The 13,747-nt window shown below is 43.8% G+C and carries 10 protein-coding genes; 6 read left to right on the top strand and 4 right to left on the bottom strand.

The genetic code is table 11. The annotated features are described in order from the left end of the window. Window positions 1-425 precede the first annotated feature (425 nt). Window positions 426-938, top strand: a complete 513-nt coding sequence (locus QZ735_RS02140) for a hypothetical protein (RefSeq protein ID WP_294243734.1) — start codon at window positions 426-428, stop codon at window positions 936-938. 383 nt (window positions 939-1,321) lie between these two features. On the opposite strand, the gene QZ735_RS02145 is transcribed toward QZ735_RS02140, so the two are convergent. Then, on the bottom strand, window positions 1,322-2,041 hold the full coding sequence (locus tag QZ735_RS02145) for a hypothetical protein (protein ID WP_294243736.1): 720 nt from the start codon (window positions 2,039-2,041) through the stop codon (window positions 1,322-1,324). Between the two features lie 211 nt (window positions 2,042-2,252). On the opposite strand from QZ735_RS02145, the gene QZ735_RS02150 reads away from it, so the two are divergent. The 4 genes from QZ735_RS02150 (at window position 2,253) to QZ735_RS02165 (ending at window position 6,773) form a co-directional block, all read left to right on the top strand. Beyond that, on the top strand, window positions 2,253-2,456 hold the full coding sequence (locus QZ735_RS02150; RefSeq protein ID WP_294243738.1) for a hypothetical protein: 204 nt from the start codon (window positions 2,253-2,255) through the stop codon (window positions 2,454-2,456). 267 nt (window positions 2,457-2,723) lie between these two features. Continuing rightward, complete coding sequence (locus QZ735_RS02155; RefSeq protein WP_294243740.1) at window positions 2,724-4,265, top strand: glycine--tRNA ligase; 1,542 nt, start codon at window positions 2,724-2,726, stop codon at window positions 4,263-4,265. A gap of 104 nt (window positions 4,266-4,369) precedes the next feature. Continuing rightward, complete coding sequence (locus QZ735_RS02160) at window positions 4,370-5,158, top strand: hypothetical protein (RefSeq protein ID WP_294243741.1); 789 nt, start codon at window positions 4,370-4,372, stop codon at window positions 5,156-5,158. Between the two features lie 85 nt (window positions 5,159-5,243). Next, a complete protein-coding gene (locus QZ735_RS02165) occupies window positions 5,244-6,773 on the top strand; it encodes a hypothetical protein (protein WP_294243743.1) in 1,530 nt (509 codons plus the stop codon). Window positions 6,774-6,792: 19 nt separating this feature from the next. On the opposite strand, the gene QZ735_RS02170 is transcribed toward QZ735_RS02165, so the two are convergent. After that, entirely contained in the window at window positions 6,793-8,091 is a 1,299-nt protein-coding gene (locus QZ735_RS02170) for a M48 family metallopeptidase (protein ID WP_294243745.1), read from the bottom strand. A gap of 85 nt (window positions 8,092-8,176) precedes the next feature. Here QZ735_RS02170 and QZ735_RS02175 point away from each other — a divergent pair, with 85 nt between their 5' ends. Further along, window positions 8,177-9,319, top strand: a complete 1,143-nt coding sequence (locus tag QZ735_RS02175) for a serine hydrolase (protein WP_294243747.1) — start codon at window positions 8,177-8,179, stop codon at window positions 9,317-9,319. Between the two features lie 173 nt (window positions 9,320-9,492). Here the strand turns inward: QZ735_RS02175 and QZ735_RS02180 are convergent, their stop codons facing one another. Both QZ735_RS02180 and dinB read right to left on the bottom strand, forming a co-directional pair. Further along, on the bottom strand, window positions 9,493-12,558 hold the full coding sequence (locus QZ735_RS02180) for a DNA polymerase III subunit alpha (protein ID WP_294243749.1): 3,066 nt from the start codon (window positions 12,556-12,558) through the stop codon (window positions 9,493-9,495). A 9-nt stretch (window positions 12,559-12,567) separates the two neighbouring features. Next, window positions 12,568-13,728, bottom strand: a complete 1,161-nt coding sequence (gene dinB / locus QZ735_RS02185; RefSeq protein WP_294243751.1) for a DNA polymerase IV — start codon at window positions 13,726-13,728, stop codon at window positions 12,568-12,570. Between the last annotated feature and the right edge of the window lie 19 nt (window positions 13,729-13,747).

Genomic DNA, 13,747 nt, shown 5'->3' on the forward strand with positions numbered 1-13,747 from the left:
GATTTTCCCCGGCTTTATTGTCCAGGGTTTTTGCCGTGATGTAAGTGGTGACCACTTTACCTGCCGGAATTTCCTGGGCCGATAAGAAATGGGTAAGCAGCAGTAAAATGATCGTAAGAAAAACCGGTCTTTTCATTATAATGGGTTTGATGGTAACAAATATCGCTAAATTATCTCAATTTGAGACAATAATCAACCTAATGTATACTGATTCCTGAAATCTTCACATCTTACTCTATAAAACCGTCAGGTTTATACGCTTCCCTTTTTCTTAGCCCTGATTGCAGCGGCATCCTTTTTCCTGCAGGACTTTGCAGTGGCGAAAAAGATACAGCGGAAAGCAGGTTCCCGGCTCCTGAAAAAAATGATGGCTGAAATTACCTGACTAAAATTTTTATTTTTTATTTTCGCAAAAATTTTAAGCCATGAAAAAACTATTATTTACGATTCTTCTTAGTATCTTTCCATTGGTTGTATTTGCGCAGCATTCAGATTCACTGAAATTAGGAAAATCCAACCGCGAATTTTTTATTAAAGGAGACCGGACCTTTAAGTTTTCCGAATACAGAAAAGTTTTCACCCATCCGGAAGCACTGGATTATATGAAAAAATCCAATACCAACAGCACGGTTGCGCAGGTATTCGGAGCGATCGGCGGCGGATTTATAGGGCTTGGGCTGGCCAAGGAAATATTCGGTAATAAAACGGCCTATCATAATGGGGTAGCCTATAAAATAAAAGATAAAAGCGGCTGGGGCCTTATCGGAATCGGTGCCGGAGCCATCGGAATCGGGATCCCTTTTGCCATTGGCGCTAAAAAAAATCTGCAGAAAGCAGTGGATACGCAGAATCAAAATCCGGGAACTGATGAAACGAAAGCCACTTCTTACCGCCTTGATATCCGGGGAAACAGCATTGGTCTGACTTATACTTTTTAAGATCCTTTTAAAAGCTGTTTCTTTATACGCTTCCCTTTTCTTAGCCCTGATTGCAGCGGCATCCTTCCATGGCCTCCTATTGATTTTACAATACCATCACTCAATAGAGACTTGTTCCTGAATCTAAGCCGGAGCTTAAAATCTGAACGGAATAATCCGTCAAACCAGAGTTTCAATTTCTGCAGGACCTCAACTTTCCTTGCATTTTTTTGAAGTATTTAAACTGAAATTTGAAAAGCATATGATTTGAAACTAGTTCATTAGTTAAAGCATGATATTTATGATTTCATACTTTCATCTGCAGGATCCGGTTTTTTTACGGAATCCAATTTGGTCTTATAAGTAAATAAAATCCGAAGCTTTTCAGATTATTTTTCCGTTGTTTATTTTTTATCCAGTGAGTCTAAAATTTTCTTTACGCCTTCATAATGCCCGGCTCCATAAATTAATGCTATTTTTTGCCTGGAATCATCTTTTACAGCATTCGCTATAAGGTTATTCCGATAATTCAATACCAGCGTCTCATATGCTCCAGCATGTTTATTTTTTTTACATTTCGTACTGTTCGATACATCAGTCACAGCAAGATCGCATTCTTCCAGTCTGATCTCTCCGTATTCAGACTCATAATAGTTAATTAGCTCACGAACTGTTGCATCCGTATTTTTACTGTTATTATCATCCAGTTTCCATTCTGAATAGTTGGGCTGGAAAACAATTTTAGTTTTCAACACGATTTTTTTTTCAGTGAGGATTGAATCCAGTATTTTTTCATATCCCTCATTTGGTAAAGCAAACCCAATAATTTTTCTCAATTTCATTAAATCTGATTTTTCAGAATTCTTCGTATCTACTTTTTCTGTGAAGAAGAAATAATTTAACTTCCTTAAGGAGTCTATCTTATCATTAACATGGGTATAGAATTTTTCAGTTCCTATATGGTGCATTGGTAAAAAAATGATCTCCTTTTCTTTGTACTTTATTTTTTTTACGGAAACGCTATCATCATATATTCCCTGTTTTTGAAGGGCATAATTAAATATTTGACTGGTACAGCTTAGTATTGTGAAGTATAGAATTGAAAATAAGATAACTTTTTTCATCATGGGAATTTTAACTTAATTAAACTTTGTTATAAGCCTTGAACAAATTGAGTTGCCAGATCAATTAGGGCCTCAGGTACTTTTAGAATTGAACAGATACATCAAAACAACTTACGAAAAACAAAGATATGCTTTTGACGAAAATCTTTTAACAGAATCTTCAAGTACATGACAAAAACTGTAACACCTTAATGTTTAGACAGCCATCATAATGGCAGGCTATAAAATAAAAGATAAAAGCGGCTGGGGCCTTATCGGAATCGGTGCCGGAGCCATCGGAATCGGGATCCCTTTTGCCATTGGCGCTAAAAAAATCTGCAGAAAGCAGTGGATACGCAGAACCAAAATCCGGGAACGGATGAAACGAAAGCCACTTCTTACCGCCTTGATATCCGGGGAAACAGCATTGGTCTGACTTATACTTTTTAAGATCCTTTTAAAAGCTGTTTCTTTATAATAGAAAACCTGACGGGCTTTGAAAACCCGTCAGGTTTATACGCTGCTTTATCCTAGCCCTGATTGCAGCGGCATCCTTTTTCCTGCAGGACTTTGCAATGGCGAAAAAGATACAGCGGAAAGCAGGTTCCCGGCTCCTTATCCAACTGGCCGGCAAAAACTTCCTGCCGGCATCTCCCAACTTCCCTCTTTTTCACTACTTTTGCACTTCAGACGTTAAAAAATTATGGCAAAACAAGAAGATGTTTTCAAGAAAGTGATTTCTCACGCCAAGGAATACGGTTTTATTTTCCCTTCCAGTGAGATCTATGACGGTTTATCCGCTGTATATGATTATGGACAGAACGGTGCCGAACTTAAAAATAATATCAAGCAGTACTGGTGGAAAGCGATGGTACAGCTGAACGAAAATATTGTGGGTATCGATTCGGCCATCCTGATGCACCCGACGACCTGGAAGGCATCCGGCCACGTAGATGCTTTCAACGATCCATTGATTGACAACAAAGATTCCAAGAAACGCTTCAGAGCAGACGTCCTGGTAGAAGATTACTGCCTGAAAATCGAGGAAAAGGAAAAGAAGGAGATCGAGAAGGCGGCCAAAAGATTCGGTGAAGCTTTCGATAAAGACCAGTTTATCGCTACCAATCCTAAAGTATCGGAATACAGAGCCAAAAGAGAAGCCATTCTTTCCCGGCTGGCAAAATCCCTGGAAAACGAAGACCTTGCTGACGTAAAAGCGTTAATTGAAGAACTGGAAATTGCCGATCCTGACACCGGTTCCAAAAACTGGACGGAGGTAAGACAGTTCAACCTGATGTTCGGGACGAAACTGGGTGCTTCCGCAGATTCTGCGATGGACCTTTATTTAAGACCGGAAACCGCACAGGGTATTTTCGTTAATTTCTTAAATGTACAGAAAACTTCCCGCCATAAACTTCCTTTCGGTATTGCCCAGATCGGAAAAGCCTTCAGAAATGAGATCGTGGCCAGACAGTTCATCTTCAGGATGCGTGAATTTGAACAGATGGAAATGCAGTTTTTCGTTGCACCGGGAACCGAACTGGAATTCTACGAGCAATGGAAACAAAAGCGTCTGAACTGGCATTTGGCTTTGGGATTAGGCAACGAGAATTACCGTTTCCACGATCATGAGAAGCTGGCGCATTATGCCAATGCGGCGGCCGATATCGAATTCAGCTTCCCGTTCGGTTTCAAAGAGCTTGAAGGGATCCACTCCAGAACGGATTTTGACCTGAAAGCACACGAGGAATTCTCCGGCAGGAAGCTTCAGTTTTTCGATCCGGAAAGAAACGAAAACTATGTTCCGTACGTGGTGGAAACTTCTGTTGGACTGGACAGATTGTTCCTTGCTTTATTCTCCCACTGCCTGAGAGACGAAGTTCTGGAAGACGGTTCGGAAAGAACGGTTCTTTCTTTACCTCCTGCTTTGGCACCAATTAAAGCGGCCATCCTTCCGTTGATGAAAAAAGACGGTTTGGCAGAATATGCAGAACAGATCTTCAATGACCTGAAATACGATTTCAATTTATTCTATGAAGAAAAAGATGCGATCGGAAAGCGTTACAGAAGGCAGGATGCCATCGGTACCCCTTACTGTATCACGATTGACCACGATTCTTTAACGGATCATACGGTAACGATCAGAGACCGGGATACGATGCAGCAGGAAAGGGTTCCCGTTTCGGAACTGCGAAGAATTATCGACGAGAAAACAAGTTTCAGAAACCTACTTTCAAAAATATAAACGGAAAGCCTTGAGAAATCAGGGCTTTTTATTTTAACACCCCTATTGTTGTCAACTTATTACAAAAATGATTACTTTTGGCTGAATTATTTAAAAAATATACCGTGAGAAAAATCTTTATTCCTTTCCTGGCATCATTTCTTATCGCCAGCTGTGAAGACACCGATGTTCAGGTAGAGGAAATTCCTGCTGCAGCAGACCTCAGCTCAGTGCTTCCGACAAAATTTACAAAAACAGATAATGGCCAGACAGATGTTACCGTTTACACTTATGAAGGCACTAAGCTAACGAAAGAAGAGACAGCGAGCACCAACAGATCAATCGTCTATACGTATAACGGCGACCTTATTTCCAAAGCAGATGAGTATTCGGGAACCAGCCTCGTACTGAGAAGGGAATTCACTTACGAAGACGGAAAGATGATGACTGAGAAAATTACGAATTACCAGACCTCCACCGCCTCTACCACAACGTATGAATACCTGAGCGAAAACCATGTGAAATTTACGCGGCTGGGTGGATTGTATGATGTTTACCTCTCCAATAACGGAAACGTAAAAGTGGCCACCCTTGTTAAAGGTGCCATAGCCAGAACGTACAACAATAATTTCGACGGCCAGAATAATCCCTATAAAAACATAAAGGGATACCTGAAGATCAATGTCTTCTTATCGCTTGAAGGAGATTTATCAGTCAACAACAGAACGAACGGCAATTCTTCCCAAACAGGAACCGTAAACGGAAACTATACCTTCAGTACGGTAAATACCTACAATGATGACAACTTCATTACCAAAATGGTGAAAACAGAGGTAAAAACCCTTTCTTCCAACACGCCTCCCAATACCCCTGTAACCTCCACTTCCACTTACACCTACGAATACAAAAAATAAGACAGGATTTCCGGCCTGGTTTTTCCAGGCCGTGCTTTCTGACGATTTTCACATTTTATCCTATTTAGATTTTAAATTTTTAACCATGAAAAAGTTTACGCTGCTGTCCTTTCTACTTATGCAGGGAATTTTTGCTGCCCAGACCCAGGATCTGGCCTCACTGGCTTCGGGAACGAATGTCGGGATGAATGCCCTGTTCGACACCAAAGATAACCTCTACGGATATGTTTCCATCTACTCTTACGGCAAAACAGACGGCAAGAAGCAAAAATTCGAATACGTTATCCTGGATAAAAACCTGAATCCTGTGGCCAATAAAGAATTTGAAGCCGGACTTCTGGTATCCAATTATTTCGGATATGTGGATTTTAAAGGCCAGATCATCCTGCGGCCATCGGATTTCAATTATCTCCAGGCTTTCTCAAAAGATGCCGCCGCGCCGGTTTCCATGGTAATCGATCCCAAGACCAATACCGTAAAGCCTAAGGTATACTACGACTACCAGGAAGACGGGACATTTAAAGAAATCACCCAGCCCAAGACTTTTAAGGAAGAACGAAAAGAAAACCGCTCTGAAAAGAAGGAAAAAGGGTATAATTATATTTCGTCAGTCGGCGAAATCAAAGAAGGCGGCTATCTCGCCATAGAATACAACGATTACGGAAAATATGTCAATAAAAACAGCCTGATCAGGTTTGATGACCAGAAAAAAGAAATCTGGCGGTACAGCTACAATACGGATGGTAACAAAAAAATATTCTCCGATCTCACGGTACTGGAAAGAGATGAAAATAAACTGTACGGCATTTTACGGAAAGTAAATGATGACGATAAAACGTTTTCGCTTCTGGTGCTCGATATGAAAACGGGTAAGGAAATTTCCAATAAGCCGGTCACCGGCCTTTCCCCGGAAACCCTCTACAATATTGATGTCCTGAATTCCGGCAGCGGCAGGATCGATAACGATAAAACGTTTGACGACAAGGTGGTCCTGCTGGGCAGGAATTACATCGACAGGCAGGACCGGGGCTTCGCAAGGCTGATCCTGAATAAAGAAAATTACAGTGTAGACCTGAAAACCTTAAGTTACAAGCCGGACCTGTATCAGTACATCCCGAAACTCAGTGCTGACGGCGGCGTGGAAAACGGATATTACCTGCAGACCAAAGATGTGTATTTCATGAGTGACGGAAGCGTAGGGATCCTTTCGGAAAAGTTCAAACCGGCCGGACAGTACAACGCTCCCAAGACGACGGACCTGGTCTACATCAATACCGATAAAGACTTTAAACCAAAAGAAGTACAGGTGTTTGAAAAAGAAAAATCGAAGTGGGTAAACAGCGACTATCTTTTTTCGCAATATCTGAATGACGGCAGGGATGTGGTATTTTTCTTCCGGGATTATAAGAAAGACCAGGTAACCAGAGAAAAGAAATGGAACCTTTTCATCAATACGATTATTGACGGCAAATTTAAACAGGAAATAGTGCCGATTTCTGAAAAAGACAACTATGTCGTAACGCCGTATATTGCAAAGGAAGGCTATATCCTCCTCCGGGAATTCAACGAAAAGGAAAAGTTCAACAAGATCCGCCTTGAAAGATTAAACTATTAAAACAAAATCCTGACTCTGGTCAGGATTCTGTTTTCCGATAATATTCTGCGATGTTTTTTATCTCATCCAGGCTGAGGTTCCACATGAAATTCAGGAACTGCTGATAGCTTTCGCTCTGGTTTTTGGGATCCACCCGGTCCAGGTACCGGTTGAGATTATAGTTTTTACGGGCTTCATAGATTTTGGTAAAACATCGTCCCAGCCACTTTTTATGATATTCTTTTTCTTCCTCATCCTGCAGGAACTGGAGGCTCGCATAAATCCCTACCCCGTATTCTTCCGCATGGTAAAAGTTCGGAACGGTTTCCATTCTTGCCGTTTTTTCCAGTGCGGCATAGGATCCGGAAGGCTTTTCATCTGCAGTTCCGGTCTGCAGTTCCGGGAAGATTTTTTTAAGGCGGTTGATCCGTAAGGCAATTTCCGGATGCGATTTCAGGGAATCCCTGTCCAGCTTTTCTTTGAAATGATTATAATTGTAGAGGGAAAAATCTTCTTTTTTCAGCCATTTGTCCTTGAATTCCTGATCCGGGAGACTAAAATAGGTTTTATAGGTTTCCACTTTGAGGGTTCTGGGAGAAATCGTATCAAAATCTTCCAGTCTTTTTAAGGTATTGATGAATTCCGTTTTCTTATAATCGCTGTTCCGGAAAATAACATATCCCAGAGAGTCTGCCTGCATTTCCTGTTTCCGGTTTTCGGCACCTTTCCGGTAAATTCTGTTTCTGAGTACATCAAAGGCCCGTTGGTTCCGGTTTTCTTTAGTGGATTTTATATTCTGGATCACCATGCGGTCCATCTGGTCCTGATCGATCATCCTGAGGAAATCCTTCAGGGCATGTTCCGAAATTTTGTGTCCGAGCTCATGGGAAATTACGGCAGCCAGCTGATCGTCATTGTTCAGCCAGTTGAACAGCCCCATATTGATGACAAAAGTACCATCGGCAAAACAGTAGGCATTCGGGGTGTTGTCCCTGGCAATGAGAATATTCAGCTGCCGGGGGACCTGGGGATTGTTCTTCCGCAGGCGCTCGATCAGGGTTTTTACCTTACCATCGAATGCAGAATTAAAAACGAAGTCTTTTTCCTTCACTTTCTTTTCAAATTCCTTACCGAATTCCCTGTATATTTTGGACAGCTCATTGCCGGGCTTTCCGGGATAATCGGACCTGCTTTTTTTACTGAGGTTTTCGGTACTTACAGAAAAGCTGGCCAGAAAGGCTTTCCGCTGTGCGTAGTCTGCGGTATCTACGGGTAGGTAAGCCTGCCCGAAAACCAGGGCGCAACAGTATACCAAGAGTATGGAAATCAGTTTTTTCATCGTTTTTTATATCAGTCATCACAAAAATAAATCATTTCATTCCATGTTTTCAAATTTATTTTAAATTTGTTGAAGATCGAGTATTATGGCCATTTTTATTTATTTTATTACGTTCATGATTGCTGCATTGGCAATTTTTTACATCCTGGGGTACGGATATCTTTTTAACGGGATCTCAAAAACCTACTTGCGGGGAAAGATGAGTGCGAACATCGATGACGGAAAATTATTCTCTGCCAATACCATTGCGACGAAATCCCCGGTGCCTTGGGAAAAAGATCCGCAGTACAATAAAAAGGAATTGCCTGATACGATCGCCGGGGACCTGATCCGTTCCGAAACGGCGTCTTTTATTGTGATCAAAGATGGGAAGATGCTTCACGAGCAGTACTGGAAAGGCTATCATGCCCTGTCTGCAACCAATTCTTTTTCCATGGCAAAAGCCATAACGGTCATGCTGTTGGGAAAAGCCCTGGAAGACGGAAAGATAAGGAGCCTCGACGATAAATTCTCAGACTATTTTGAAGATTTTAAAAACAAAGATTTTGCACGAAACTTAACGCTGAAGCATCTGGCTCAGATGGAATCCGGCCTGGACTGGGATGAGGATTACAAGAACCCGTTTCTGCCGAATGCCAGAGCCTATTACGGAAGAAGCCTGATGAAAGCGACTTTTTCAAGAAAGTTCAAATCCGATCCGGGCGAAAAGTTCGAATACCAGAGCGGATCGACACAGCTTCTGGGTTTTGCCGTAAGAAAAGCAGTGGGTCAATCGCTGGCCGGCTACCTCTCCGAAAAATTCTGGATCCCGCTGGGCATGGAACAGGATGCCACCTGGAGCACTGATGAAAGCGGCATGGAAAAGACGTATTGCTGCATCCATTCCAATGCAAGAGACTTTGCCAAACTGGGGCAACTGTTTCTGAATAACGGAAAAGTGGGTCACCAGCAGCTTCTGAGCCCTTATTTTATCGAACAGATGAAAACCCCGACGAAGAGATCCGGTGAAATTTACGGAATGGGGTTTTGGGTCAATAACGACAACCCGGTGAAACATTATTATTTCCTTGGTCTTCAGGGCCAGTATATTATCATGGTTCCGGAGTACAATATGGTGATCGTAAGAACCGGAAGCTACAACAACCTTCCGAAAACCGACAGAGGCAGGCCGGATCAGGTGAAATTTTTAGTGAATGAAACGGTAAAGCTTTTTAGCGGGAATGAATGATTTATAAAACACATAAAACCACCCCGTCAAAAATTCTCTGAATTTTCACCACCCCTCCGATCCGGAGGGGAATTTGAACTGTATATTCTAAATCATTGAATCTACAATACACAGCTTAATTTTTATTATCATTTCATAATTTTAGTAAGTACAAATTTTATTACGTAAAAACTTTACCTAAGTCCGATATTAATTCTCTGCCTCGGCAATCCTATTTCATGGGCCTGCGGATAAGGTTTCCGCGAGGTCATGCTGACATCTTCCCGGATCTTGTGATGCACTTGGTAATCCTTTTCCTCATTAAAGGAATATCTCGGATCGGCAATCATCTGCATTTTGGCCATTTTATGGACGGTCATGGTCGGGAAATGGTAATCGATCTCTACGGTTCCGAGCAGCAGGTAGCAGCCACCGCCCTGGAAATCATATTCTTTCAGGCTGTCCGGAAAGTGGGCGGTATCGAAATATTCGCCGTTCACATCAATCCAGGTCCCGAAATACATCGCTCCTTTTTTAGTCGGCACATGTTTCCTGGAAATCAGGTAAGCCAGCATTTTCACCTGCCGCTTATGGTATTTTGCCAGGTCTTTCACAAATACCGAACCCCGGTATCGGGTCTGGAGCAGATCAAAAGGAGAACATGAAACCGGGAACCCGATTATTTCAATCTCATCAAATGCGTCTTCAAAACGCTCCCTTTTCAGCTCCGGGAGCCGGAATTCCTGCACGGGTTCCTCAATCAGCATCAGTCCGCGGTGTTCAGGCCTGAAATTCCCCAGCAGCATCCGGGCTTCCACCAGCAGCTCGTTTTTCTGCTTGCCGGTGAAGCGGAACGCACCGATAAAAATTAAGGTCTGCACCGCTTCCACACCTGCAGGAACGCGCCTGATGAAATCTTCCAAAGAGGTAAAACTTCCGTGCTTTTCACGCTCTTCCATCATTTTACCGGTTATTTTTGTTTCAAGCCTTTCCAGCAGGCCGAATCCCAGATAAATATGATCTCCCCTAAGCGTTGTCTGTACTTCACTTGAATTTACGCACGGGAGCTGTATATTCCCGCCGGACATTTTAGCCTCATGGATGTATACTTCGGTGCGGTAAAAACCGCCCTGGTTGTTGATGACGGAAACCATAAATTCCAGGGGATAATAGACTTTCAGGTACAGGCTCTGATAGCTTTCTACCGCGTAAGAAGCAGAGTGTGCCTTGCAGAAGGAGTAGCCGGCAAAAGACTCAATCTGCCGGAAAGCTTCAGCAGTCAGCGCTTCAGAATGCCCTTCATTTTTGCATTTTTCAAAAAAATTAGCCTTAACTTCCTGCAGTTTCTCTATGGACCTTCCTTTTCCGCTCATCGCCCTGCGGAGGGTGTCTGCATCCGCCAGGGATACGCCTCCGAAATACTGGGCAATTTTGATCACGTCTTCCTGGTAGACCATGATTCCGTACGTTTCTTTCAGGTTTTCTTCAAATACCGGATGGAAATATTCAAACTGATCGGGATGGTTGTGCCTGAAAATATACTCCCGCATCATTCCGCTCTGGGCCACTCCGGGACGGATAATGGAAGAAGCAGCGACCAGGGTCCTGTAGTTGTCGCATTTCAGTCTTCTGAGCAATCCCCGCATTGCCGGGGATTCAATATAAAAGCAGCCGATGGTTTTTCCTACGGCCAGGTATGCGTTGGCTTCCGGTTCATTTTTAGAAATACGGGTATCGCGGATGTCCACATCTATTCCCCGGGTTTTCTTAATGAGTGCTACGGTATCATCAATCGTTCCCAATCCGCGCTGGGAAAGGATATCAACTTTTTCAAGCCCGATGTCTTCCGCCGTATCCATATCGAACTGAGCAATCGGAAAACCTTTGGGCGGCATTTCCAGGGCGGTAAAATTGGTAACCGGTTCTTCGGAGATCAGGATTCCGCAGGCATGCATGCTTCGCTGGTTCGGAAATTTTTCCATCATGGCACCGTAGCGGTGGACATGCTTCACAATGGAATTGCGGTCATGCTTTTCAACAGGATCATTCGCCAGGCTGTCCAGCTCCTCTTTGGGCAGTCCGAAAACCTTGCCTACTTCACGGAAAATCGATTTGTACTTAAACTGAACGTTTGTTCCGCAGAAGGCCACATGTTCTTTCCCGTATCTTTTAAAAATATATTCAAGGATCGTATCCCGGTTCTGCCAGCTCCAGTCGATATCGAAATCCGGAGGCGACTTCCGGTTCAGGTTCAGGAAGCGCTCAAAATACAGGTCCAGTTCCAGCGGGCAGATATCGGTAATCCCCAGACAGTAGCTGACAATGGAATTGGCTCCGCTTCCCCTTCCCACGTGCATCAGGCCCATGCGGTTGCTGTAGCGTACGATATCCCAGGTGATCAGGAAGTAGGAACAGAAGTTACGGTTATCGATCACTTCCAGTTCCCGGTCCACTCTCTGTCTGGCTTCCTTATGACCGGTTCCATATCTTTTTTCAAGTCCCAAGTAAGCCAGCCTGGTCAGCATCTTCAGGTCGGAAGCTTTTGATTTCGTATAATGCTGTTTGTTACGGACTTTTTCAAAATCAAATTCAAAGCTACATGCATCAAGAAGTTTTTTTGTGTTCTCAATGATTTCAGGATGGAACTGAAAATCGGCGATAACTTCCCTTTCCGGTTTCAGGTATTCGGATTTCCGGCAGGTATCCTGTTCCGTGAGCATTGATAACAGGGTATTTTTATCAATGGCCCTGAGGATCTGGTGCAGGTTGTACTCTTTCTGGGAACTGAAGGTTACCGGCTGAAGGATGACCATTCTGGAGAGGTGTTTTTTCAGTTCAGGCCGTACCAGGAGATTCAGTTCCTCTTCCCGGATGCCGATATATTCATTATCCCTGAGTTCTTCCGGCATATTTTGCAGCGGGTACACAACAAATACATTCTCGAAACCGGGAGCGGTTTCCGGAAGTTCTGCCCCGTCGCAGTTATGGGCGGTCATCATGCGGTTTACTTCCCCGATTCCGGAAAATTCCCGGGCGATCGCAATGTACAGCAGCCGGTTTTCTTTCCTGATTTCCATCCCGGCAACAGGCTTTATTCCTGCTTCTTCACACTGTTTCTTAAAATCGTAAATGGCCGTAACGGTATTGATATCGGTAAGCACCAGGGTCTTAATCTCCAGGGCTTTGGCTTTTTGTACGAGCTCTTCTACGGAGAGGGTGCCGTAACGCAGGCTGTGGAAGGAATGGCAATTGAGGTACATAACAAAAGATTAAAGGGTTGTTTTATTTTCTAGATCGAATCCCGAAGCCCTGCCGACGGCATCCGCTCCGAAACGGTTTTTGAGGTAATCCATGGTCTGGTATAAATTCATCTGTTCCTCAGTATCTTCGAACAGGTTCATCTGGTGGTTCCCATGAACCAAGTCGGTAAACCGGAGACCGATCAGGCGGATCCGCATCCTGCGGGTATACAGCCGGTTGAAGAGTTCCAGGGCTACTCTTGACAGGGTATGGTCTGCCGAAGTGTATGCCACCCGGCTCTGCTTGGTTTCAGTGTCAAAATTGGCATACCGGATCTTTACGGCTACCGTTGAGGCCAGCCACTTTTCCTGCCTCAGCTGGTAGGCCAGTTTTTCCGCCATTCCGCTCAGGAGTATCTTTATTTCCGGAATATCAATCGTATCGGTGGCAAAGGTTTTTTCTGCGGAAACGGATTTGCGTTCGGAATATGGGATTACCGGATTTTCATCAATGCCGTTGGCCTTTTTCCAGAGTTCTTCACCGTTTGCCCCGATCATCTGCTGCAGGACGGTTACCGGCATTTCAGACAGCGTATGAATGGTACGGACCCCGATCCTGGAAAGAAGCTGAAAGGTTTTGATGCCGACCATCGGGATTTTTCTTACGGATAACGGGTTCAGGAAAGGCCTGATCTCAGCATTTGTGATTTTCAGTTTTCCACCCGGCTTTGCTTCCCCGGTTCCGATTTTGGACACTGTTTTATTGGCAGAGAGCGCAAAACTGATCGGCAGCCCTGCTTCTTTGACTACGGCCGCTGCAATCTCCCGGGTCCACTGGTAGCATCCGAAGAATTTGTCCATACCGGAAAGATCCAGGTAAAATTCGTCGATGCTTGCTTTTTCCATTACCGGAACTTTTTCCCGGATAATTTCCGTTACCGTGTGGGATAGATTGGAATAAAGCTCATAATCGCCTTTGATGATTTTTACTTCCGGACAGAGCCTCAGTGCCATCCGGACAGGCATGGCAGAATGGATCCCGAACCGGCGTGCTTCATAGGAACAGGAGGCCACCACGCCGCGGTCTCCCCCTCCGATGATCAGGGGAATTCCCTGAAGGGCAGTATTATTACGTCTTTCACAGGAAATGAAGAACGCATCAAGGTCCATATGTACAATTGCACGGTTCACGTTACAAAACTAGATACAA

Source organism: uncultured Chryseobacterium sp., assembly GCF_913776365.1.
In the GTDB taxonomy this organism is placed as follows: domain Bacteria; phylum Bacteroidota; class Bacteroidia; order Flavobacteriales; family Weeksellaceae; genus Chryseobacterium.

Bases quoted from the DNA above. Each gene is read 5' to 3' on its own strand.
- QZ735_RS02140 (WP_294243734.1), top strand. From the start codon at position 426: ATGAAAAAACTATTATTTACGATTCTTCTTAGTATCTTTCCATTGGTT.
- QZ735_RS02145 (WP_294243736.1), bottom strand. From the start codon at position 2,041: ATGAAAAAAGTTATCTTATTTTCAATTCTATACTTCACAATACTAAGC.
- QZ735_RS02150 (WP_294243738.1), top strand. From the start codon at position 2,253: ATGGCAGGCTATAAAATAAAAGATAAAAGCGGCTGGGGCCTTATCGGA.
- QZ735_RS02155 (WP_294243740.1), top strand. From the start codon at position 2,724: ATGGCAAAACAAGAAGATGTTTTCAAGAAAGTGATTTCTCACGCCAAG.
- QZ735_RS02165 (WP_294243743.1), top strand. From the start codon at position 5,244: ATGAAAAAGTTTACGCTGCTGTCCTTTCTACTTATGCAGGGAATTTTT.
- QZ735_RS02170 (WP_294243745.1), bottom strand. From the start codon at position 8,091: ATGAAAAAACTGATTTCCATACTCTTGGTATACTGTTGCGCCCTGGTT.
- QZ735_RS02175 (WP_294243747.1), top strand. From the start codon at position 8,177: ATGGCCATTTTTATTTATTTTATTACGTTCATGATTGCTGCATTGGCA.
- QZ735_RS02180 (WP_294243749.1), bottom strand. From the start codon at position 12,558: ATGTACCTCAATTGCCATTCCTTCCACAGCCTGCGTTACGGCACCCTC.